This is a genomic window from Streptomyces sp. CA-179760 (assembly GCF_050937045.1).
In the GTDB taxonomy this organism is placed as follows: domain Bacteria; phylum Actinomycetota; class Actinomycetes; order Streptomycetales; family Streptomycetaceae; genus Streptomyces.
Window position 1 is genome coordinate 5,985,294 of the sequence record NZ_JBNJLZ010000001.1, and the last position, 22,376, is coordinate 6,007,669.

The 22,376-nt window shown below is 72.5% G+C and carries 19 protein-coding genes; 9 read left to right on the top strand and 10 right to left on the bottom strand.

Features of this window, described 5'->3' with window-relative positions; translation table 11 throughout:
- Positions 1–5 precede the first annotated feature (5 nt).
- Positions 6–890, top strand: coding sequence for a succinate--CoA ligase subunit alpha (sucD, locus tag ACQEV8_RS27330; protein WP_382596227.1), 885 nt, complete (start codon positions 6–8; stop codon positions 888–890).
- A 73-nt stretch (positions 891–963) separates the two neighbouring features.
- Here sucD and ACQEV8_RS27335 read toward each other — a convergent pair whose 3' ends face one another.
- Positions 964–2,271, bottom strand: coding sequence for a helix-turn-helix domain-containing protein (locus ACQEV8_RS27335; RefSeq protein ID WP_432965203.1), 1,308 nt, complete (start codon positions 2,269–2,271; stop codon positions 964–966).
- Between the two features lie 274 nt (positions 2,272–2,545).
- On the opposite strand from ACQEV8_RS27335, the gene ACQEV8_RS27340 reads away from it, so the two are divergent.
- Positions 2,546–4,459: a cell division protein PerM gene (locus ACQEV8_RS27340; RefSeq protein ID WP_432965206.1), complete on the top strand. Its 1,914-nt coding sequence runs from the start codon at positions 2,546–2,548 to the stop codon at positions 4,457–4,459.
- A 16-nt stretch (positions 4,460–4,475) separates the two neighbouring features.
- Here ACQEV8_RS27340 and ACQEV8_RS27345 read toward each other — a convergent pair whose 3' ends face one another.
- A complete protein-coding gene (locus ACQEV8_RS27345) occupies positions 4,476–5,255 on the bottom strand; it encodes a hypothetical protein (protein WP_432965209.1) in 780 nt (259 codons plus the stop codon).
- A gap of 340 nt (positions 5,256–5,595) precedes the next feature.
- Here ACQEV8_RS27345 and purN point away from each other — a divergent pair, with 340 nt between their 5' ends.
- Both purN and purH read left to right on the top strand, forming a co-directional pair.
- Entirely contained in the window at positions 5,596–6,234 is a 639-nt protein-coding gene (gene purN / locus ACQEV8_RS27350; RefSeq protein WP_184591279.1) for a phosphoribosylglycinamide formyltransferase, read from the top strand.
- Positions 6,231–7,820: a bifunctional phosphoribosylaminoimidazolecarboxamide formyltransferase/IMP cyclohydrolase gene (gene purH, locus ACQEV8_RS27355; protein WP_432965212.1), complete on the top strand. Its 1,590-nt coding sequence runs from the start codon at positions 6,231–6,233 to the stop codon at positions 7,818–7,820. Before purN ends, purH begins: the two co-directional genes overlap by 4 nt.
- A gap of 138 nt (positions 7,821–7,958) precedes the next feature.
- On the opposite strand, the gene ACQEV8_RS27360 is transcribed toward purH, so the two are convergent.
- Both ACQEV8_RS27360 and ACQEV8_RS27365 read right to left on the bottom strand, forming a co-directional pair.
- Complete coding sequence (locus tag ACQEV8_RS27360) at positions 7,959–8,441, bottom strand: hypothetical protein (RefSeq protein WP_432965215.1); 483 nt, start codon at positions 8,439–8,441, stop codon at positions 7,959–7,961.
- A gap of 120 nt (positions 8,442–8,561) precedes the next feature.
- Positions 8,562–9,329: a hypothetical protein gene (locus ACQEV8_RS27365; RefSeq protein WP_432965218.1), complete on the bottom strand. Its 768-nt coding sequence runs from the start codon at positions 9,327–9,329 to the stop codon at positions 8,562–8,564.
- A 333-nt stretch (positions 9,330–9,662) separates the two neighbouring features.
- Between ACQEV8_RS27365 and ACQEV8_RS27370 the strand changes: the two genes are divergently transcribed.
- A complete protein-coding gene (locus ACQEV8_RS27370) occupies positions 9,663–10,142 on the top strand; it encodes a peptidoglycan-binding domain-containing protein (RefSeq protein WP_432965221.1) in 480 nt (159 codons plus the stop codon).
- 126 nt (positions 10,143–10,268) lie between these two features.
- On the opposite strand, the gene ACQEV8_RS27375 is transcribed toward ACQEV8_RS27370, so the two are convergent.
- The 6 genes from ACQEV8_RS27375 to ACQEV8_RS27400 form a co-directional block, all read right to left on the bottom strand.
- The gene (locus ACQEV8_RS27375; RefSeq protein ID WP_432965224.1) at positions 10,269–11,756 is read right to left on the bottom strand and encodes a protein kinase domain-containing protein; all 1,488 of its coding nucleotides are present in this window, start codon (positions 11,754–11,756) and stop codon (positions 10,269–10,271) included.
- Positions 11,757–11,817: 61 nt separating this feature from the next.
- On the bottom strand, positions 11,818–13,170 hold the full coding sequence (locus ACQEV8_RS27380; protein ID WP_432965227.1) for a protein kinase domain-containing protein: 1,353 nt from the start codon (positions 13,168–13,170) through the stop codon (positions 11,818–11,820).
- Positions 13,167–13,907, bottom strand: coding sequence for an FHA domain-containing protein (locus ACQEV8_RS27385; protein ID WP_432965230.1), 741 nt, complete (start codon positions 13,905–13,907; stop codon positions 13,167–13,169). Before ACQEV8_RS27385 ends, ACQEV8_RS27380 begins: the two co-directional genes overlap by 4 nt.
- A 157-nt stretch (positions 13,908–14,064) precedes the next feature.
- Positions 14,065–15,639 (bottom strand): protein kinase domain-containing protein, encoded by a 1,575-nt coding sequence (locus tag ACQEV8_RS27390; protein ID WP_432965233.1) that lies wholly within the window; start codon positions 15,637–15,639, stop codon positions 14,065–14,067.
- Positions 15,636–16,382, bottom strand: a complete 747-nt coding sequence (locus tag ACQEV8_RS27395; RefSeq protein ID WP_432965236.1) for an FHA domain-containing protein — start codon at positions 16,380–16,382, stop codon at positions 15,636–15,638. The genes ACQEV8_RS27390 and ACQEV8_RS27395 overlap by 4 nt, the downstream gene beginning before the upstream one ends.
- A 133-nt stretch (positions 16,383–16,515) precedes the next feature.
- Positions 16,516–17,097: a hypothetical protein gene (locus tag ACQEV8_RS27400; RefSeq protein WP_432965239.1), complete on the bottom strand. Its 582-nt coding sequence runs from the start codon at positions 17,095–17,097 to the stop codon at positions 16,516–16,518.
- Positions 17,098–17,374: 277 nt separating this feature from the next.
- On the opposite strand from ACQEV8_RS27400, the gene ACQEV8_RS27405 reads away from it, so the two are divergent.
- From ACQEV8_RS27405 to ACQEV8_RS27420, 4 genes are all read left to right on the top strand, one after another.
- A complete protein-coding gene (locus tag ACQEV8_RS27405; RefSeq protein ID WP_432965242.1) occupies positions 17,375–18,229 on the top strand; it encodes a bifunctional methylenetetrahydrofolate dehydrogenase/methenyltetrahydrofolate cyclohydrolase in 855 nt (284 codons plus the stop codon).
- A 214-nt stretch (positions 18,230–18,443) separates the two neighbouring features.
- Positions 18,444–19,040 (top strand): DUF3017 domain-containing protein, encoded by a 597-nt coding sequence (locus ACQEV8_RS27410; RefSeq protein ID WP_432973026.1) that lies wholly within the window; start codon positions 18,444–18,446, stop codon positions 19,038–19,040.
- Positions 19,041–19,415: 375 nt separating this feature from the next.
- Positions 19,416–20,816 (top strand): DUF2690 domain-containing protein, encoded by a 1,401-nt coding sequence (locus tag ACQEV8_RS27415; protein WP_432965245.1) that lies wholly within the window; start codon positions 19,416–19,418, stop codon positions 20,814–20,816.
- Between the two features lie 538 nt (positions 20,817–21,354).
- A complete protein-coding gene (locus tag ACQEV8_RS27420) occupies positions 21,355–22,344 on the top strand; it encodes a malate dehydrogenase (protein WP_432965248.1) in 990 nt (329 codons plus the stop codon).
- The last annotated feature ends 32 nt before the right edge of the window (positions 22,345–22,376 follow it).

The window sequence follows — 22,376 nt, forward strand, 5'->3', positions numbered from 1 at the left end:
CAGCCATGGCTATCTTCCTCAACAAGGACAGCAAGGTCATCGTCCAGGGCATGACCGGTGCCACGGGCATGAAGCACACCAAGCTCATGCTGGCCGACGGCACGAACATCGTCGGTGGCGTGAACCCGCGTAAGGCGGGCACGTCGGTCGACATCGACGGCAACGACATCCCGGTCTTCGGCACGGTCGCCGAGGCGATCGAGAAGACGGGCGCCGACGTGTCCGTCCTCTTCGTCCCGCCGGCCTTCGCCAAGGCCGCCGTCGTCGAGGCCATCGACGCCGAGATCCCGCTCGCGGTCGTCATCACCGAGGGCATCGCCGTCCACGACTCGGCCGCGTTCTACGCCTACGCCGTGTCCCAGGGCAACAAGACCCGCATCATCGGCCCGAACTGCCCCGGCCTCATCACCCCGGGCCAGTCGAACGCCGGCATCATCCCGGGCGACATCACGAAGCCGGGACGCATCGGCCTGGTCTCGAAGTCCGGCACGCTGACGTACCAGATGATGTACGAGCTGCGTGACATCGGCTTCTCCTCGGCCGTCGGCATCGGTGGCGACCCGGTCATCGGCACGACGCACATCGACGCGCTCGCCGCGTTCGAGGCCGACCCCGACACCGACCTGATCGTGATGATCGGTGAGATCGGCGGCGACGCCGAGGAGCGGGCCGCGGCCTTCATCAAGGAGAACGTGAAGAAGCCGGTCGTCGGCTACGTCGCGGGCTTCACCGCGCCCGAGGGCAAGACCATGGGCCACGCCGGCGCCATCGTCTCCGGTTCCTCCGGCACGGCCGCCGCGAAGAAGGAGGCCCTCGAGGCCGCCGGCGTCAAGGTCGGCAAGACGCCGACCGAGACCGCGAAGCTGGCCCGCGCCATCCTCGCCGGCTGAGCAGCGCCTCACGGCTCACAGGTGGGCCCGCTCCCCTCAGGGGGGCGGGCCCACCGCCGTTTCCCAAGTCTGCTCACCGCGGCTGCGGCATCAGCCGGTCCGGCCCCTTCTGCTGCTCCTCGCGCAACTTGGACCGCAGGTCCCGCTCCGACTCCGACAGCGGTCCGGGCGCGACCGGTGGCGGCACGCCCTGGACGGTCTCGCCCGCCGGCACGGGCGGCTCGTACCGCGTCGGGGCCGTACGCACGGTGAGCACCGTGGTCCCGATCAGCAGGGCTGTGAAGGCGATGGCGGCCCGGGTCCAGAGGCGGGCCCGGCGTTCCCCGGCCTGCCGCACCACCACCGGCTTGGCGGCCCGCAGTCGTTCGGTGGAGGCGAGTTCGACCAGCCGCCAGTGCAGGACCTCCGGGTCCCCCAGCTCCGGCAGCCGTTCGGCGACCGCCTCGCGCGCGTGCGTCAGCCGATTCACGGCGGCGCGGGTGCTCGCCTCCGTCTCCGCCGCCGTCTCCGGCAGGCCGAGGCCGACGCCGTCGTACAGCAGCAGTGTGCGGCGGTACGACGGCGGGAGCCCCAGCAGGGTGTCCATCAGCGCGCGGTCGAACGCGTCGGGCGGCGGCGGCTCGGGGTGCCGGTAGCGGGGCCGGAGCCGGTGCCAAGGGGAGAGCGCGCACTCGTACGACACCGCGCGCACCCAGCCCGCCGGGTCCCGGTCGCGGGCCACCTCGGGCCAGCGCTGCCAGGCGATCTGAAACGCCCGCTCGACGGACTCCCGGGCCAGCTCGCGGCGCCCGGTCAGCAGATAGGTCTGCCGGACGAGCGCGGGGGCGCAGAGGGCGTACAGCGCGTCGAAGGCCTGTTCGGGGGCGAGCGCGGAGGTCGCGTCGTCCGGCCGGTGCGGGGTCTTCGTACGGTCGGGGGCCCGGCCGCGGTCGCCGAGGGTGACGCGGGCAGCGGCACGGCCGCGGTCGGGGACGTGGGAGCGGCCCCGGTCGGTGACATGACCGCGGTCGGTGGCATGACCCCGGTCCCGGTCTCTGGCAGGCGGGCGGCTCCTGCCGCTCCTGCCCCGGTCGTAGGGCCTGCCCCGGTCGGCCGTGGTGACGCTCCTGTGAGGCTCCGTCACCTCCCGCGCCTCACCCAGTGAGTGCAGAAGCCTCGCGTACTTCTCCCCCTTCCGGCCGCGTGGCGTGGCGCGGCCGGTCTCCCATCCGCGCACCGTCTCGCCGGTGACGCCCACCCGGGAAGCCAGCTGAGCCCGCGTCAGCGAGGCGGCCTCGCGCAGGCGTCGGCGTTCCTTGGGCGGGGGAGGGGGAGGGCAGGGCTCTGTGTCACAGGGCGCCCCTCCATACGGAAAAGTACATAAACGTATATTGAGCGACACAACGGTGGTTCGCCTGTTACGCCGGGAAAGCGCGTGTCGTTGGGAGCATGACGGGCGTGATCAAGATGACCGCAACCGCTCGTCGCCGTCTGCCGACTCTCCTGCTCGCCCGGGTGCGCGACCGTTCGCCCGGACTGGGCGACGCCCTCGTGAGTGGTGCGGTGGCGGCGGGCCTGGGGCTCGCGTGGTGCGCCGTGCTGGTGATGATGCTGTGGATCACCTCGCCGTACCCCGACAGCGGGCCCAGCGGCGTGCTGCACGTCACGGCGGCGCTGTGGCTGCTGGCCCACGGAGCCGAGCTGATCCGCGTCGACACGCTGTCCGGCGTCCCCGCCCCCTGGGTGTTCCGCCGCTCCTCCTGCTCGCCCTGCCCGTGTGGCTGTTGCTCCGGGCGGCACGCGACGCCACGGACGGCGGGGCGGGGGGCGACGACGTCGCCGGCGGCTTCAAGGCCATCGCGACCATCGAGGACCTCGAGGACGGCAAGGGCCTCAGGGATTTCGAGCGCATGGAGGCCGTCGAGGGTGAGGGACCGCCGCTGGTCGCCCCCCGTACGGCGTGGACGGGCGTGGTCCTCGGCTACCTGGCCGTCGCCCTGGCCGTCGCGGTGTTCGCCGCCGGTGGTGCGCTGCGGCCGTCGTGGCTGTGGACGGGGGTGTATGTGCCGCTGGTCGCCGTCGTGGTGGCGGGGGTGGGTGTGTGGTCGGCGTACGGCCGTCCGGGCGGGCCGCTGCGGCGGCTGCTGCGGGGCCTGCCGACGGGTCTGCGGCCGCTGGTGTACGGGCGGGACGGGCGCCCGGGTGTCGCCGCCCGGGCCGCGGCGGCCGGGGTGCTGGTGCTGCTCGGGGGCGGTGCGCTGCTGGTGGTGGTGTCGCTGGTGGCGCACGGTACGGAGGCCCAGGAGTCGTTGCTCCGGCTGACCGAGGGGTGGTCGGGGCGGTGCGCGGTGCTGCTGCTGTGCGTGGCCCTGATGCCGAACGCGGCGGTGTGGGGTGCCGCGTACGCCCTCGGTCCCGGTTTCGCTCTGGGCGCCGGTCATGCCGTCGGCCCGTTGTCCTCCGCGCCGCCGCCGTTCCTGCCGCCGTTTCCGCTGCTGGCGGCGGTGCCGGAGGCGGGGCAGGGGGCGTTGGCGCACTGGGCGGCCGGGGTCGTGCCGGTGGTCGCCGGGGTGGTGATGGGCCGGACCGTGGCGAAGGGGGCGGCTTCCGGGAAGCACGGCGGGACGAAGCCGGGCGGCGGGCGGGACGTCGGCTGGTCACCGTGGCGCGGTGCCGTTGCCGCCGCTCTGGCGGCACTCCTGTGCGCGGCCGTACTCGCGGGCCTCGCCGCCCTGGCGGGCGGCCCGCTCGGAGTCGCCGTACTGGCCCGTTTCGGCCCGGAGTGGTGGCAGGTGGGCACGGCGACCCTGTCCTGGCTGACGCTGGTGGCGGTCCCGACGGCGGTGGGGGTGGGGCTGTGGCGCCGCCGCTCACCCCGCGCGGAGGAATCGGTGATCGGCAGACAGCGCGAGGAGCCGGCCAAGGGCGCCGACAGGGCCGGGAGGCCGCGCCGCCGCGGCGGTTGGTTCGGGCGCGGGGGAGCCACCCGGACCGTGACCCGGGCCACCGCACGCACCGGACGGGCCGGACGCACCGCGGGCGCCGGGGGCACGGGAGCCGCGGGGGAAGCCGGGGGAGTGGGAATCGCCTGGGGCGCCGAGGATGCCGGCGTCGCCTGGGGCGGCGAGGGGGCCGGAGGCACCGGGAGTGCCGGAGGGGCACGGCGTGCGGGGAGCGCCAAGGGCGCCGGAGCCACCGAGGGGGCCGGAGCCGTCCGGGGCGGCGAGGGGACCGGAGTCGCCAGGAGTGCCGGTGCCCTCTGGGGCGCCAACAACGCCAAGAGCGCCGGAATCGCCGGGGGAGCCGGAGGCACTCGGGCTGACACCGGAGCCACCCGGGCTGACACCGGAGCCGCCCGGGCTGACAGGAATCCCGAGGGTGCTCCAGGCACCGGACGCGATGCCTCGCCGTCGGACGGGACGTCGTCGGACGGGACATCGTCGGACGGGCCGGGGAGCACCACACCGCGCACCCCGGACCTGCCCTACGCCGCCTACGAGCATGACGCCCTCTACGGCCTGCAAGACCAGGACGACGACGCCGGGTACCAGCCCTACGACTTCCTGCCCGCCGACCCCGACCGCACCTGAAGAGGGCCGGACCGCCTCAGCCGTCCGTCCCCAGCAGCCCTCGCAACTCCTCCGGCAGGAGCTTCGTGCAGGACTTCTCGGCCTTGTTCGTGAGGGCGTCGCTCGTGCACGTGTAGTAGTCGCGGTAGACCAGCTGCGCCGTGAAGGACGCGGCGACCAGGGCGATCGCCAGGGACGCCGTGACCAGGCCGCTGACCGCGGCGGTCGTCTGGGGGCGGCCCGGCTGCTCGGGGGCCGGGGAGTCCGGGTCGGACTTGCGGGGCTTGGCGCGCAGCGCGCTGATGCCCCAGTAGAGGGCGAGCGCGCCGAGCAGCAGCGCCACGTACGGCCAGCTGAACAGGGCGAAGAAGAAGGCCCACATGCCCGACAGCAGGGCATAGCGCGCACGGCGCTGGGAGGGGTCCGTCGGGTCCCAGCGCAGGTTCGGACCGCCCTGAGGGCCGCCGCCCTGGCCCTCGGGGCCACCGCGGGGGCCCTCGCCGAAGCCGTCGGGGGAGCGGCCGGGCTGCCGGTCGCTCCACTGACTGCCCCACGGCGCACGGTCACCCTCGCCGCCCTCCTGGGAGTCGTCGCCCGACGGCCGGCGCGGCTGCCAGGGCCGGTCCGGGGTGCCCTCGGGCGGCGGGGCGAAGGGGTTGTCCTCCTGGGAGCCGCGCCCTCGCCCGTCCCCGCCTGAGCCGTCCGACGGCGCGTCGGGCGGTGAGCTGGGGCGCTCCCGCAGCAGCATGGCGCCGCGCTCCCCTCCCTGTGCCGACGGCGGGGGGAACGTGAGGAGTCGCAGGCTGCGGTCCGGCATCAAGTGAGCGTCTTCCCGTTGGTGAGTGGGGCGGTGTGGAGGAGAGCGGGGATCTGGACTTGGACGAACAGAGGCCGGTGCGGCCTCGGGACCGGCTCCGTCACCCTTCTGAACGCACCACGCCCGGACGGCGTTCCCGAACCGGCTCCGCCCAGACGCTACCTTCCGGCCACGCCCCCGTCCCGTGGGGGCCGTCCGGTGTGCCGGTATCGTTGCTGACGGTCGGCCGGTTCGTAGGCTTCCCCGTATCAGGGAGCCCGAAGCATTCGTATGAATGTACAAACGTCAACGCGCGGTCCGGCCGCCTGGACAGACGCATCCTTCGAGAAAGGCCCCCACCGTGGCCGCCAAGCCCGTGGCCCCGCGCGCCAAGCGCCTCGTCGTGCTGGTCTCCGGATCCGGCACCAATCTGCAGGCGCTCCTCGACGAGATCGCCGCCACCGGCGCGCAGGCCTACGGGGCCGAGATCGTGGCCGTCGGAGCCGACCGCGAGGGCATCGAGGGGCTGGCGCGCGCCGAGCGCGCCGGTCTGCCGACCTTCGTCCGCAAGGTCAAGGACCACGGGAGCCGCGAGGAGTGGGACACCGCCCTCGCCGAGGCCGTCGCCGCCTTCGAGCCCGACCTCGTCGTCTCCGCCGGCTTCATGAAGATCGTCGGCAAGGAGTTCCTCGCGCGGTTCGGCGGGCGGTTCGTCAACACGCACCCCGCCCTGCTGCCCAGTTTCCCGGGAGCCCACGGCGTGCGGGACGCGCTCGCGTACGGCGCCAAGGTCACCGGCTGCACCGTCCACTTCGTCGACGACGGCGTCGACACCGGACCGATCATCGCGCAGGGCGTGGTGGAGATCCGGGACGAGGACGACGAGAGCGCTCTGCACGAGCGCATCAAGGACGTCGAGCGAAGGCTGCTCGTCGAGGTCGTGGGGCGGCTCGCCCGCAACGGCCATCGCATTGAGGGACGAAAGGTAGTTATCCAGTGACCGCCGAGAGCAACAAGCGGCCCCTTCGCCGGGCGCTCGTCAGCGTCTACGACAAGACCGGGCTCGAGGAGCTCGCGCGTGGGCTCCACGAGGCCGGGGTCGAACTCGTCTCCACCGGCTCCACGGCCGCGAAGATCGCCGCTGTCGGCGTCCCCGTCACCAAGGTCGAGGAGCTGACCGGCTTCCCCGAGTGCCTGGACGGCCGCGTCAAGACGCTGCACCCGCGCGTGCACGCGGGCATCCTCGCCGACCTGCGCCTGGAGGACCACCAGCGGCAGCTCGCCGAGCTGGGCGTCGAGCCGTTCGACCTGGTCGTCGTCAACCTCTACCCGTTCCGCGAGACCGTCGCCTCCGGCGCCACTCCCGACGAGTGCGTCGAGCAGATCGACATCGGCGGTCCTTCGATGGTCCGGGCCGCCGCCAAGAACCACCCCTCCGTCGCGGTCGTCACCAGCCCCGCCCGCTACGCCGACGTGCTGAAGGCCGTGCAGAGCGGCGGCTTCGACCTCACCACTCGCAAGCGGCTCGCCGCCGAGGCCTTCCAGCACACGGCCGCCTACGACGTCGCCGTCGCCTCCTGGTTCGCCTCCTCCTACGCGCCCGTCGACGCTGCGGCTGACGGCGGCTCCGCCGCGGGCCAGTTCCCCGACTTCCTGGGCGCCACCTGGGAGCGCGAGCACACCCTGCGCTACGGCGAGAACCCGCACCAGCCGGCCGCGCTCTACGTCTCCCCGGAGGGCGGCGGCCTCGCCCAGGCCGAGCAGCTGCACGGCAAGGAGATGTCGTACAACAACTACACGGACACGGACGCCGCCCGCCGTTCCGCGTACGACCACGCCGAGCCGTGCGTCGCGATCATCAAGCACGCCAACCCCTGCGGGATCGCGGTCGGCGCGGACGTCGCCGAGGCGCACCGCAAGGCGCACGCCTGTGACCCGCTGTCGGCGTTCGGCGGCGTGATCGCGGTCAACCGCCCGGTCAGCAAGGAGATGGCGGAGCAGGTCGCCGAGATCTTCACCGAGGTCATCGTCGCGCCCGGCTACGAGGAAGGGGCCCTGGAGGCCCTCACCAAGAAGAAGAACATCCGTGTGCTGCGCTGCGCCGACGGCCCCGCCGCGCCCGTCGAGGTCAAGCCGATCGACGGCGGCGCGCTGCTCCAGGTCACCGACCGCCTCCAGGCCGAGGGCGACGACCCGGCCAACTGGACGCTGGCGACCGGCGAGGCGCTGAGCGCCGACGAGCTGGCCGCGCTGGCCTTCGCATGGAAGGCCTGCCGCGCGGTGAAGTCCAACGCGATCCTGCTCGCCAAGGACGGCGCCTCCGTCGGTGTCGGCATGGGGCAGGTCAACCGCGTGGACTCCGCGAAGCTGGCCGTCGAGCGGGCCGGCGCCGAGCGCGCTGAGGGGGCGTACGCCGCGTCCGACGCGTTCTTCCCCTTCCCGGACGGCCTGGAGATCCTCACCGAGGCCGGCGTGAAGGCCGTGGTCCAGCCTGGCGGTTCCGTCCGTGACGAACAGGTCGTCGAGGCCGCGCGCAAGGCGGGCGTCACGATGTACTTCACCGGGACGCGGCACTTCTTCCACTGACGGACACCTCACCCGGGCGGCGCCGCGCGCCGGATCGACACTGCGTCCGACTGCGCAGCGCCGCCCAGGTGTCGGGTATCAGCCAGGTCCGCCGGGTGAGTACCCGACGGACCACGGGTGACGGACCTGCCGGCCGGCTCAGCTGATGAAGCTCCCGCTGCGGCAGTCGCTCGCCTTCACCCACTGGTGGGACGAGATCCTGTCGTCCATGTTGTGCCGCGTCCCGTTGGTGTCGGCCGTGAACGTGTTGCGGGCCAGGTTGTCCACGTAGAGCTCGCCCGGCTTCAGACAGCCGTAGCCGCCCTTGTACTGGAAGCCGGTCAGCCGGTAGAAGGCGACGACGTCGTCGCCGCCGAGAGTGCCGCTGTTCATGACCGAGGACGCACGGTTCTCGTCCGTACCCTGGAACGGCCCGCTGCTGTTGCCCCAGTCCGTGTCATAGCTCTCGGTCCCGCCGAGGTAGATGCCCTCGCAGTCGGTCAACTGCCAGGCCCGGACCATGCCGTCCCGGCCCGGCCACTCGGCGTCGCAGGTCTCACCGGCGTGGGCCGAGGTGGTGGTGGCGGTGAGACCGAGCATCGCCAACCCGAGGGTGGCGAATGCCGCAACTGCTCTGCGCATGGAGATCCTCCTGTGTATCCGGTGTATCTGCGCCCGCGTGCCTCCGGTGAGGCATGCGGCTTCGCCGCCTGCGCGGCGGAAGACTGGAATGGACCGGGCGGGTGGACCGGTCGGCCGGCGTCAGGCCCGGGGGCCGGTGATCTGCTCGGCGCGGGCGAGTGCGCGCAGCCGCAGCCGCCGGTACCTGTCGAGGTCCGCGCCGAAGCGGTCGCGCAGCCGGTCGACGTAGTACCTCTCGCGTTCCGTGCCGGTGGCCTTGAGCGAGGTCTCGCGAGCGCACTCGGCGTCCGCCACGGCGACCCGGGTCTCGAACAGGAACGCCTCGGCACGCGACAGGGACGCGGCCCGCTGCTGTACGTCTTCCCGGGCTGCCGCCGGGTCCGCGTAGGCGTGACCGGACTGCCGCATGCATCGGGCCCAGGCCGCCACGGCTGCGGTGAACCGCTTGTCCTTCATCAGATCGGGCACGTACAGCGGCCGCAGGTTTCCGGCGACCGCGTCGACGCGGAACCACGTCCGCAGCTCGCCGTACAGCTTCGTCTCCGCCTCGGCCAGGCAGCCGCCCGCACGCTTGCGGATCGTTCCGCCGCCCGGGACGTCGACCGAGAGCGGATGCGCGTCGGGGCCGCCGTCGAGCGCGGTGTCGAACGCGGCGCGCAGGGATGCGGAGAGCCGAGCGCGGTAGCGGTGGCCCGGGTCCTCGCGCCGGGCGCGGTCGGCCTTCTCCCGGATCCGGCTGCCGTAGCCGTGCTCGCGCGCCCAGGCGACGTCGTCCTGGACGTAGCCGACGGGCCGCTCCTCTTCCACCGTGAGCCGCTCGCGCCGCCCGAAACGGAACCCCTGGCCCTCCATGCACCGCTGGACCAGGCGCTGCTCGGCGTCCGACAACCGTGTCTCCTCGGCATACGTGAGGTCCCGGAGCTCCGTCGGGCGTGGCGCGGCTGTGGCGCCGCTCGCGCTTCCCCTGTCCCCGTCAGGGCTGCATCCGGTCACCACGGCCGCGATGACGGCCGTGAGCACGCACGCCGCCGCGTGTGCACGTCTGCTCTGGTGCTGTCCCCGTCGCCTCGACACGTTTGTCCCCCGTGGTCCGATGTGGTGACAGCCTCCGGGGGATGTGCGCATGAGAGAACCTGTAACTGTTCAGGTACCGGCCCCCTGCGTGCCCCTCGAAACTCATCGGTGTCAAGACCAAGACCCACGAGTTCAAGGGGGAAGCGCATGCGATCGCGCATTCTGGCAAGGACGCTCGTCAGCGCCGCCACCGTCGTCGGTATCGCCGCCGGAAGTCTGGCGGCTGCGGGTACCGGTGCCGCGGCGTCCGAGCCGGCCGCGAAGCCGACGGTGAGTTCCGGGGACGTCACCACGCTCGCGACGGAGAACTTCGGCCTGACCAACGCGCAGGCCAAGAACGTCCAGCGCTGGCTGGCGAAGTACTGGAACTACAACGACACGATCGACGGGGACCTCGGCACCAACAGCTGGAAGGCGTTCCAGCGTGCCCTCAAGGTGCACTGGGGATACCCCGGCGCGATCGACGGAGACCCCGGTGAGAACACGGTGAAGGCGCTGCAGCGCCTGCTGAAGAGGGGCTACGGCTACCCCGACGCGATCGACGGTGTCGCCGGGGACAAGACACGGGCCGCGTTCAAGAAGTTCTCCGCCGTAGCCCCCTCCGCCCGGCCGGACGGGCTCCGCTAGCCGACCGCGGCCGAGTGACGAGCCCCCGGTCGACACCCGTCGACCGGGGGCTCGTCATCGGCAGTCGATCCGCCGGGCAAGCCTCCCCGGCCTTGCGCAGCGCCCGCCGGCCCGCCTCGGGAGGGTTCAGCCGAACAGCGAAAGGATCGTCCACAGCGCCGACTTGGTCGAGCAGCTGTCCACCAGCCGGTGCGACCGCGGTGCGGCCTCGCCCGCCACGTTGCCCATGGAGTTCACGGTTGAGCAGCCGCTGCGCTGGGCCATACGACGGCGGTCGGCACCGGCGGGCTCGAAGTCCGCCCCGCGGAAGTAGGTCACGTCGTGGTTCTTCCGCTCGTCCGCGACGTTGTTGAAGATCGAGCGGACCGGAGCACTGGCCGCCCATGTGCAGGTCTCGCCGCCCGAGTGCCAGTCGGCGTCGTCGCCGCGCCAACTGCACAGGTCGCCGTTGCCGTTGTACTCGCTGAAGAAGCAGACGCTGTCCTCGGGGCACCGGTGGTAGCCGTAGACCAGTTGGCCGTCAGGCCCTCTGGACGCCGACTCCGTGGGCAGCGCCGTGTACGCCGGCACCCCGTCGTCCTGGTTCACGTACAGATATCCCGCCCCCAGCGTCCCGGTCGTCGCCAGCAGCACTGTGGCCAGGGCCGACGTCAGTACCGGGTGCCGCCGCCAGAAGCGGGGTCGCAGGCGCGGCAGGCGGGCCGAGCGGGTAACGCCCGCTGCCTCCTCCACGCGGCGCAGGAGTGTGGCCGTGTCGTGCGTGACGCGTTCCCGGTGCTTCGGGGCCAGACAGTCCCGCACGATCGCCCGCCACGCGTCGGGCAGTTCGGGAGACAGCCGCAGTTCCTCCGCGCCCCGCGCGTAGCGCATCGCCGCGTCAGCGCGAGCCTCCGTGCTGCTGCCCGGCAAGGGGTGGGAGCCCGTGAGGACCATGTGAGCGAGGACGCCGAAGGACCAGACGTCGGCGGAGGGACGGATCCGCGTGCCTCGCTCGTCGATCTCGGCCCAGAACAGTTCCGGTGGGGTGTAGTCCGGGGTGGCGAAGACGGGCGCGTACGCGTGTGTGCCGTCCAGTTCGGCAGCCAGATTGAAGTCGGCCAGCCGTACCGAACCGTCCTTCATCAACAGGACGTTGGCGGGCTTCAGATCGCCGTGCACCCAGCCCGCGTGGTGCAGTTGGTGCAGGCCCTCGCAGATCTGGGCCAGCAGCACGGGGCCCGACTCGGGCGTCGGGTCGTTCTCCAGTACGGCGTCCAGGGAGCCCTCGGCGTGTTCCAGGACGAGGACGGTGGCGCCGTCGAGTTCGGGGTGGTCCGGGTCGTCCACGGTCAGTGTCTCGTGCATCCGGATCAGGCGCGGTGCGCGCAGCCGTTCCAGCAACTCCACTTCTCGCTTGGCCAGTTCGCGCAGATGGCGCAGTTGGCGTGGGGTGCGGGTGCCCGTCGGCAGGAACTTCAGCGCGGCCCGGCGGGGCAGGGCCGGATCCGCCTCGCCGGTCGCCCTGCCGGTGTACACGGTCGCGAAGGCACCCGACGCCAGAGGCTCCCGTATCTCCCAGTGCCCCACGCGGTAGCCCCGCGGTACGGGGACCGTGTGCGACTGCTGTCCGGTCATGGCGCCGCCTCGCCGGCGCCACGGTCGGCACGACGATCACCGCAATATCCAAGTCCCGCGGTCACACCTCCCCGCCCTTCCGCAGCGCGTTCCACGTCCGCGCCTCCACCACCCCGTCCGTGTCCAGCCCCGCCCGCTTCTGGAAGGTCACCACCGCCCCGTGCGTCAGCGGGCCGAAGGACCCGTCCACCTCGCCGACTTCGGTGATGTCGTGCAGGTGCCTGAGCAGACACTGGGCCTCGCGGACCTGGCTGCCGCCGTCGCCCTGTTTGATGGTGAAGTCCCAGGTGCTGTTCCAGCCCGCGGTGTAGCCGCGGCCGTGTTTCTCGTCCTCGTACACCGCGGGCTTCTCGCAGGTGGGCGGTGCGGCCGCGGCGGCGGGGGCCTCGTCGCGGAGCGCGTAGGTCACCGCCGTCGCGCCCAGCACCGCCACCGCCACGACCGCCGCGACAAGCACCGGGCGACGCCACCGCCGGGGCCGCAGCCTGGGCAGACGGGCCGAGCGGAGGGCGCCCGCCGCTTCCTCCACTCGGCGCAGGAGCGCACCGGCGTCAGGGACCCGGGCGACGCGCTCCACGTGAGTGGGAGCCAGACAGTCCCGCACGATCTCCCGCCAGGTCTCCGGAAGTTCGGGCGACAGCCGCAACTCCTCGGCGCCGCGCGCGTAGCGCATCGCCGCGTCGGTACGTGCCTCGGTGCTGCCGCCCGGCAACGGGAAGGAGCCCGTGAGGACCACATGGGCGAGGACGCCGAAGGACCAGACGTCGGCGGAGGGACGGATCCGCGTGCCCCGCTCGTCGATCTCGGGCCACAGCAGCTCCGGTGGGGTGTAGTCGGGCGTCGCGAAGGCGGGTGCGTAGGCGTGCGTGCCCTCCAGCTCCGCCGCCATGTTGAAGTCGGCCAGTCGCACCGAGCCGTCTTTCAGCAACAGGACGTTGGCGGGCTTCAGATCGCCGTGCACCCAGCCCGCGTGGTGCAGTTGGTGCAGGCCCTCGCAGATCTGGGCCAGCAGGGCCGGGCCCGACTCCGGCTTGGGCTCGAGTTCCAGTACGGCGTCCAGGGAGCCCTCGGCCTGCTCCAGCACGAGCACGGTGGCGCCGTCCAGCTCCGGGTGCCCCGGGTCGTCGACCGTCAGGGTGTCGTACATGCGGATCAGCCGGGGCGCGCGCAGGCGGCCCAGCAACTCCACCTCTCGCTCGGCGAGTTCGCGCAGATGCCGCAGCTGCCGAGGTGTGCGGGTGCCGGTGGGCAGGAACTTCAGGGCGGCCCGGCCGGGCATCTCGAAGTCCCCTCCGTCGACGAGCCGCGCCGCATACACGGTGGCGAACGCGCCGGAGGCCAGAGCCTCGCGCACCTCCCACGGGCCGACTCGGAAGCCCTTCGGGACGGGGACGGCGTAGGACTGGCCGGTCACCGGAGCACCTCGCCGGCTGCGGCGGACAGCACCACCAGGTCGTCCTCGCGGACCAGGTCGAAGCGGAGCGCGAGCGACACCAGCGAGTCCTTCTTGCCGTTGACGCGCAGACCGGGCTCGGCGGCATCGGGGCCGGGGCGCAGCCGGAGTTTCAGTGCCAGGTAGTCGATGTTCCAGTAGACGGACGAGCGGCTGACCGTCGGCCAGACCGGACGTAATCGGTCCACCAACTGCTCCACCGCCGGAAGCGACGCGTGCGGCTCCCCGCGCAGCCGGGGCTCGCACAGGGCGGCCAGCACCGCGAAATACCGGCTGGTGCGGTCCAGGGCGAACGCCGGTGCCGTGGCGGCGCCGGGGAGCCCCCGGCGGTCGGCGCTGCGGAAGGCGTGGCGTGGTGCCCAGACGTCGAAGGCGAGAAGGTCTCCCGCTGCGGGCAGGACCACCCGCGAGAACTCGAACGGTACCGGGGCTTCCATGCGGCCCGGCGCGATCTTGAGGTGTTCGCCCGCGCCCTCCGGGTTCTCCACCACGTAGGTCTGGTCCTCGCTGAGGTTGCTCAGCAGCCAGAAGGACCGGTGTGCCGTGATCTCCCCGGCGACCCGGGGCACCCCTGCGTGGTCGATGATCAGTCCGCCGTCCGCCGCCGCCCGGCCGAACGTCAGCCGTTCGCCCGCGGCGATCCTGACCTGCCCCTCCGCGCTGCCGCACATCGGTGGTACGACGATGACGCTGTACATGGAGTCGTCCCCCTCCTCCTGTGACGCCAGGGGGCGCAGCCCCCAGTCCGACGAAGGGCAGAGTATGGGACGTTTTTGAACGAGTACGAAGCATCGCGCCTGATACAGGGTGTTCCGTGAAGGGTTTGTGAGAGAAGGCGGAACCGGTGCAGCGGCCTCAGGGCCACTTCCTTGTGGGCGGGGCGTACTCCTTGAGGTAGTGCGCGACGCGGTCGGCGTAGGCGCGGGTGTCCGGGGGGACGCCGCCCGCGTCGTTCACCGTCTTGTACGACGTCCGGTACGCGGCGGCGACCAGCACCCGCCTCTCGCCCCGCAGCCCGGGCTCCAGGCGCGGGGCGATCCAGCACAGGTAGCGGCCCATCGCCGGGATGGACTCGGCGGGCGGGAACGGGGGTCGGGGGACGGTCTCGCCGGGAGTGCCGTCCTCGTTCATCCACCAGCGCAGGACGCGCGGGGTCCAGCGGGCGATGCCGTACTCGTCGTTGGCGGGGTCGGAGAGGTCCGGGTCGAAGTCGCTCTCCACCTTCAGCATGGCGGCGATCAGGGCCGGGGTGACGTCCTTCTGGTCGCAGTCGTGCGCCGTCTCCACGATCAGCAGCCGGTAGGCGGGCGGGATGCCCCGGTCGGTGCGCAGGTCGGAGGAGCCGTACGCGGCGGCCGAGACGTTCGCGGTGGCGCCGGAGCCACTGCCGCCGGGGGCGCCGTCGGCCCGGACACCGATGCCGTACGCGAGGGCGGCCAGGGCGGCGAGGGAGCCGGCGGCCACCGCCGCGGCGACGGACGTACGGCGCGCGCGACGGCGGGCCGGACGCAGCCGGGGCAGCCGGAAGGGACGGTGAGGGGTCCCGGCGGCAGCCGCCCGGACGCGGCGCAGCAGCGCCTCGCCGGTGATGCGGTCCCTGTACGACCGGGTCAGACAGGCGCGTACGATCTCCCGCCAGCCGTCGGCCAGTTCGGGTGACAGACGCAGCTCGTCGGTACCGCGGGCGTAGGCCGCCGCAGCGTCGCGGCGGGCCGTCGGGGTGGCGCCGGGCAGCGGGAAGGAGCCGGTGAGGACCAGGTGGGCGAGGACGCCGAAGGCCCACACGTCGGCCGACGGGCGGATCCGGCGGCCCCGTTCGCCGATCTCGGTCCACAGCAGCTCGGGCGGCGTGTAGTCGGGCGTGGAGAAGGCCGGCGTGTAGGCGTGGGTGCCCTCCAGCTCGGCCGCCATGTTGAAGTCGGCCAGCCGGACCGAACCGTCCTCCATCAGCAGCACGTTGGCCGGCTTCAGGTCGCCGTGCACCCAGCCGGCGTCGTGCAACTGGGCCAGCCCCTCGCAGATCTGCGCGAGCAGAGCGGGACCCGCCTCGGGCCGGGGTACCGCCGTGAGCAGAGCGGACAGGGAGCCCTCGGCCCGCTCCAGGACGAGGACGGTGGCGCCGTCCAGCTCCGGCCGGCCCGGATCGTCGACGGTCAGCGTCTCGTACATCCGCACCAGCCGCGGGTGTCTCAGTCGCCGGTACAGCGCGACCTCCCGCTCGATCAGCTCGCGCAGGTGGGTGAGCCGGCGGGGCGTGGCGGTGCCGGTGGGCAGGAACTTCAGGGCCACGGTCGGCGGCAGCTCCGGGTTTCCCCCGATGCGCCGGGCCGCGTACACACTGCCGAAGGCGCCGGTCGCGATCGGCTCGCGCACCTCCCAGACGCCGACCCGGTACCCCTTCGGCACCGGGACGGCGTAGGGCTCGTTCACCGCGTCACCCGGCCTGGCGAGGCGGCCAGGACGACCAGGTCGTCCTCCCGGACCAGGTCGAAGCGCAGCGCCAGGGAGACCAGGGACTCCTTCTTGCCGTTGAGCCGCGGGCCCGTGTCCGCGCTCTCCGGGCCCGGTTTGAGGCGCAGTTTCACGGCGAGGTAGTCGATGTTCCACTGCACGGCCGTGCGGGACGCGGCCGGCCAGGTGGGGCGCAGCCGCTCGGCGACCTGCTCGACGGTGGGCAGCGGGGCGTGCGGGGTGCCGCGCAGGCGCGGTTCGCACAGGGCCGCCAGGACCGCGAAGTAGCGCTTGGTGCGGTCGACGGAGAAGGCCGGCGCGGTCGTGGCGCCGTCGAGGCCGCCCGTGCCGCTCAGATAGTCGTGGCGCGGCGCCCACACCTCCAGCGCCAGCAGGTCGCCGGCGGCGGGCAGCACGATCCGCGAGAACTCGAAGGGGATCGGCGCGTCCAGCCGCCCGGGCGCCACCTTCACGTGTTCGCCCGCGCCCTCCGGGTTCTCCACCACGTAGGTCTGCTCGCGGCTGAGGTTGCTCAGGATCCAGAAGACGCCCTGCGCGGTGATCTCACCGGCCCGGCGGGAGACCCCGTCGTGGGTGATGGGCAGGTCGTTGTCGTGCGCGGACCGGCCGAAGGTGAGGCGTTCGCCGGGCGCGAGTCTGCGTTGGGTGCGGTTTCGCTCGTCCTCCGTGGTCGGCGGAGGTACCACGATGATGCTGAACAAGGTGCTCTCCCCGTGCCTGCACAGCTACCACCGTCAGACTAGGGCGACGCACCAGGGCCGTGCCCCCCTCGTACGGGTGAGACACGGCCCTTGGATGTGATTGGCGTGAACTGGTCCGGTCGACCGGGCCCGTTCAGTACTTGGGGCGGTTGAACCAGGCCTTGCCGTTGGCGTTGCCGACGAACACCGCGACCAGGACGGCCAGGATGGTGTGCACCAGGCCGATGATGACGAACGGGTAGATGCCCAGGACGGCCGTGATGATGGCGAAGACCAGGATGGTGATCCGGGCGCTGTTGCCGCCGGACTTGAACTTCGTCGCCAGGACGGCGCCGAATACGAGCCAGGCCAGGCCGAACACCGCGTAGCCCCAGATCACGCCGGTCGACTGGCCGACCAGGTCCTGGAAGGCGGTGTTGTCCTGGAGTGACTCGTCGTCCTTCGCGGCGTTGAGGGCCGCGGCGGCGAAGGCCATGAGCGCCACGCCGACGACCTGCAGACCGACGATCACCCACATCATCGCGCGGGCCGCGCTCACCGAGCCGGTCATCGTGGTCGGCGCGGCGGGGCCGGCGCCGTAGGGGGACACCGGAGGGGCCTGCGGGTAGCCGTAGCCGGGCGCCTGGCCCTGCTGCTGCGGGTGGCCGTAGCCCGGCTGCTGCGGCTGCTGCCCCTGGGGAGCGCCGTAGGGGTTGTTCGGGTCGCCGTAGCTCATGGCTGACTTTCCTCCGTTGATGTTCCGAGTGCGGGGACGACGCGGGGCATCCGCACGGAGGAGAAGTACTTCGTATTGCGACCGTCCCCCGTTGAACTGCCCGCGGCACTTGTCATGTCATCGTTCTGCACCGGTGACGGGCTTGTCCAGCCGCATTCCTGATGTGTTGTGCAAGTGCAACATCGCTGATCATGGGCGGATACGGGAGGAGCGGCCCCCGGTGCCCGGATTGTGGCCGGATTGGAACCGTGGGCGGGTCATCCGCGAGGATGGGGTCATGACCGCCCAGATTCTCGATGGCAAGGCCACCGCAGCCGCGATCAAGTCCGATCTGACCGCCCGCGTGGCGGCGCTGAAGGAGAAGGGCGTCACGCCCGGCCTCGGCACGATCCTGGTCGGGGACGACCCCGGCAGCCAGAAGTACGTCGCCGGCAAGCACCGTGACTGTGCGCAGGTCGGTATCGCCTCGATCCAGCGCGAGCTGCCCGCGACGGCCACGCAGGAGGAGATCGAGGCGGCCGTCCGCGAACTGAACGAGGACCCGGCCTGCACCGGGTACATCGTGCAGCTGCCGCTCCCCAAGGGCATCGACGAGAACCGCATCCTCGAACTGATGGACCCCGACAAGGACGCGGACGGGCTCCACCCGATGAACCTCGGCCGCCTGGTCCTGAACGAGCCGGCCCCGCTGCCCTGCACCCCGAACGGCGTGCTGACCCTGCTGCGCCGCTACGGCGTGGAGATCAAGGGCGCGGAGGTCGTGGTGGTCGGCCGTGGAGTGACCATCGGCCGGCCGATGCCGCTGCTGCTGACGCGGCGCAGCGAGAACGCGACGGTGACCCAGTGCCACACCGGCACGCGTGATCTGTCGGCGCACCTCAAGAACGCGGACATCATCGTCGCCGCGGCCGGTTCCGCCCATCTGATCCGCGCCGAGGACATCAAGCCGGGCGCGGCCGTCCTCGACGTCGGCGTCTCCCGCAGCGCCGAGGGCAAGATCGTGGGCGACGTCCACCCCGACGTGGCCGAGGTCGCCGGCTGGATCTCCCCGAACCCCGGGGGAGTCGGCCCGATGACCCGTGCCCAGCTGCTCGTCAACGTGGTCGAGGCGGCGGAGCGCAGTGCCGGCTGAGCGGAGCGCGCGCAGCGCGGCGGCAGACGGCGGGAGCGTGGAGGGCGCCCGGGCCGGGGGCACACGGGCCGCGCGGAGCGGCCCGGGCGCGGAGAGCGCCCCGGGCGGACGGAGCACGGACGGCGCCGAGGCGGCGGGTCGCGATGCGCGGGCCGGGCGGGGTTCCGAGGACGGGCAGGCCGGCGCGAGTGTTTCGGGCGAGCCGGACGGGCGTGTGCTCCGGGACGCTTCGGGCGAGGCGGACGAGCGGGCCGCTCCGAGTGCTTCCGCCGAGCCGGAGGGGCAGGTCGGTCCGAGCGCTCCGGTCGAGCGGGGCGGGTCGGATGAATCGAGCGAATCGGGCGACTCTGAAGCGGGGGAGGGGGACCTCACCGTCCGGGATCCGGTCAGTGCCCCCGACATCGAGGGGCGGCCGCGGCGGGTGACCCGGCGGTTTCCGCTGTTCACCAAGGACACCGCGCGGCCCGAGGGCGGTGGCCGGGCCGTGTCCGGGGACGCGCCCGCGCCGGTGCGGCAGTGGCCCGTGCTCGCCGTGCTGGGGCTCGTCGGGCTCGGACTGCTGGTGACCGCCTTCGACCAGTTCCGGCTCGGGACGCTGCTGATCGGCGTCGCTCTGCTGGGCAGTGGCGTGATGCGCTGGCTGCTGCCGGACGTCGGCATGCTCGCCGTCCGCTCCCGCTTCACGGACATCGTCACCTACGGCGTGCTGGGCCTGGTGATCGTCCTGCTGGCGCTGATGGCGCAGCCGGAGCCGTGGCTGCAGATCCCGTTCCTCAAGGACACGCTGCACTTCACGGTCACCAGCGGATGACCGGACGGCGGTCCGTCCTTTCCCCCGAGGAAGGACGGGCCGCCGCCACGGACAACCCTCCTGCACGGCGAACGGCCTGTTCAACGGCTGTCAGAGCGCTGTGGCACGGAAGTGACGGTTCCGGTACTTCCTCGGGCGGATTACGCACGAAGTGGTGCGACAACGGGGTTGGCGTGGACAATCGGGACGGTCCAGGGTGTATCGCGCGCTGTCTCCATGCTTCTGTGCGCCCCCGGTCAGGGAACTGAGATCCTGAGTGTGCGCATCCCTGTGGGTAACCAGAACGGGGACTCGGCCGAGGCCGCCAACGCGCGGGGCGATCAGCGCGGGAAATATCAGCACGACCGGCACGACCGGGGGAAGAGGGGGGAAGCAATGCCGCGTTGGAGGGCCTTGCCGGATGAGCTCGATCCACAGATCAGGGAGTTCACCAGCCAGCTGCGCAGGCTCGTGGACCGCAGTGGTCTGAGCATCGCGTCGGTGGCGGACCGCACGGGCTACAGCAAGACGTCCTGGGAGCGTTATCTGAACGGCCGGCTGCTCGCGCCCAAGGGCGCGATCGTGGCGCTGGCCGAGGTGACCGGGACCAATCCGCTGCACCTGACCACCATGTGGGAGCTCGCCGAGCGCGCCTGGAGCCGCTCGGAGATGCGGCACGACATGACGATGGAGGCCATCCGGATCTCCCAGGCGCGCGCCGCACTCGGGGAGTTCGGCGGGCAGGACTTCGGCGACCCGTCGGCAGGCTCCAAGAGCGGCGGCACGACGGCCTCCGGCGGCAAGTCCGCTTCGGGTAAATCGGCTCCCGGGGGTGACGACAAGCCCGCCCGCAGGAGCGGCAGCGCCACGGTCACGCCGGGTATCGCGGGGCCGGCCGGAGTGGCTCCGACCGTGCCGCCGCAGCCGACGGCGCCCGAGGTCCAGGACTCCTCCACCAGCGGTGGTGTGCGGGAGGACGGCGGCCGGGGCGGGGCGACCGGGGTCAACTCGTGGGGCATCGCGGGGTACCAGGGACCGTCGCCGTCGGGCGGACGCTCCACCGGCACCGGCACCGGCACCGGCACCGGCACCGGCACCGGCACCGGCACCGGCACCGGCACCGGCACCGGCAGCGGCATCGGCACCGGCGGTGCCGGCAGCGGCATCGGGTCCCGGCCCGGTATGGGGGACGGCCCTTCCGCGGGGGCGCCCGACGGGCCCGGGCGGACGCCGGGTGCGGGCGCGGGCGCGCAGTACCGGTCGCCGCGGGGCGCCGATCCGGCCGGGGCGAAGGGCCCCGCCGGGGGCAAGCGGCGGACCGTGACGTTCCTCGCGGGTGTCGTGGGCGTGCTCGTGGTGATCGCCGGCGCGTTCTATCTCACCGGTGGCGGTGGCGACGACGAGGCCAAGGGCGGTGTCAAGTCGCCCAAGCCGAGCGTCACCACGAACCCGGACCTGCCGCCCGGTGTGAAGTGCAGCGGCGACAGCTGCACCGGCAAGGACGCGGAGAGCATGGGGTGCAGTGGTGACCTGGTGACCACGGCGCAGACCGCGACCGTCGGCACCACCGTCGTGGAGGTCCGCTACAGCGAGACCTGCAAGGCGGCCTGGGGCCGCGTCACCCAGGCGACCCAGGGCGACGAGGTCCAGATCAGCGCGGGCAAGGCGAAGCAGACCGGCAGCATCACCGTCGCCGGTGACGCGATCGCGTACACCCCGATGGTGGCGGTGAAGAACGCCGCCGACGCCAAGGCCTGCGCGACCCTGGCGTCGGGTCAGCAGGGCTGCACGGAGTAGGCGGGCGGGCGGCTCGTGCGGGCCGGTGGGGGTTGTTCGCGCGGTTCCCGGCGCCCCTGGAAGGGGCGTGTCGGCGATGCCCCCAGGGACGCGGGGAACCGCGCGACCGGCACACCGGTGCCGAGGCCGACGTGGTACCCGAGTTCGCGCCGACGGCCGGCGGGGCGCGGTGGGACTCGTCGGGTGCTGGCGTCCGGCGGGCCGGCCCGGTGCCGGACGACCCGGTCGTAGGACCGGTCCGAACGAATTTCACCGACGGAGGCATGGCCGGGGGAATCGGGGGCACGCGAACCGTACCCCCACGGGAGTCCGGCAGAGTCGGTTCCCCCCCGGCGGCCGCCCCAGTCCACCTCTCCCGGACGGGCGGCCGCCTTTGCGTGGGCGCCGGGCGGGTTGTGGGGTGGGCCACACCGACCCGGCCGTGCGAGATACCGGATGCGCGATAGCCTGACCGCTGGTGGATCTCTTGACGCCAAGAGATCGATCAGACGTCCGGGGCAGGGACCGCCCCACCGCCAGCTGTCATACGGAGAACGCCATGACCCGCACTCCCGTGAACGTCACCGTCACCGGCGCGGCCGGCCAGATCGGTTACGCCCTGCTCTTCCGCATCGCCTCCGGTCAGCTGCTCGGCGCGGACGTGCCGGTCAAGCTGCGCCTCCTGGAGATCACCCCGGCGCTCAAGGCCGCCGAGGGCACGGCCATGGAGCTCGACGACTGCGCGTTCCCGCTCCTGCAGGGCATCGACATCTCGGACGACCCGAACGTCGCCTTCGACGGCACCAACGTCGGTCTGCTCGTCGGCGCTCGCCCCCGCACCAAGGGCATGGAGCGCGGTGACCTGCTGGAGGCCAACGGCGGCATCTTCAAGCCGCAGGGCAAGGCCATCAACGACCACGCCGCGGACGACGTGAAGATCCTGGTCGTCGGCAACCCGGCCAACACCAACGCCCTGATCGCCCAGGCCGCCGCTCCGGACGTACCGGCCGAGCGCTTCACCGCGATGACCCGCCTCGACCACAACCGCGCGCTGACCCAGCTCGCGAAGAAGACGGGCTCGACGGTCGCCGACATCAAGCGTCTGACGATCTGGGGCAACCACTCCGCCACCCAGTACCCGGACATCTTCCACGCCACGATCGCCGGCAAGAACGCCGCCGAGGTCGTGAACGACGAGAAGTGGCTGGCCGAGGACTTCATCCCGACCGTCGCCAAGCGCGGCGCCGCCATCATCGAGGCCCGTGGCGCCTCGTCGGCCGCCTCCGCCGCGAACGCCGCCATCGACCACGTCCACTCGTGGGTCAACGGCACCGCCGAGGGCGACTGGGTCTCCATGGGCATCCCGTCGGACGGTTCGTACGGCGTGCCGGAGGGGCTCATCTCCTCCTTCCCCGTCACCACCAAGGACGGCACGTACGACATCGTCCAGGGCCTGGACATCAACGAGTTCTCCCGCGCCCGGATCGACGCCTCCGTCAAGGAGCTCGAGGAGGAGCGCGAGGCGGTCCGCGGCCTCGGCCTCATCTGACCTGAATCTCTTCGCGCAGGCCCCGTACCGGT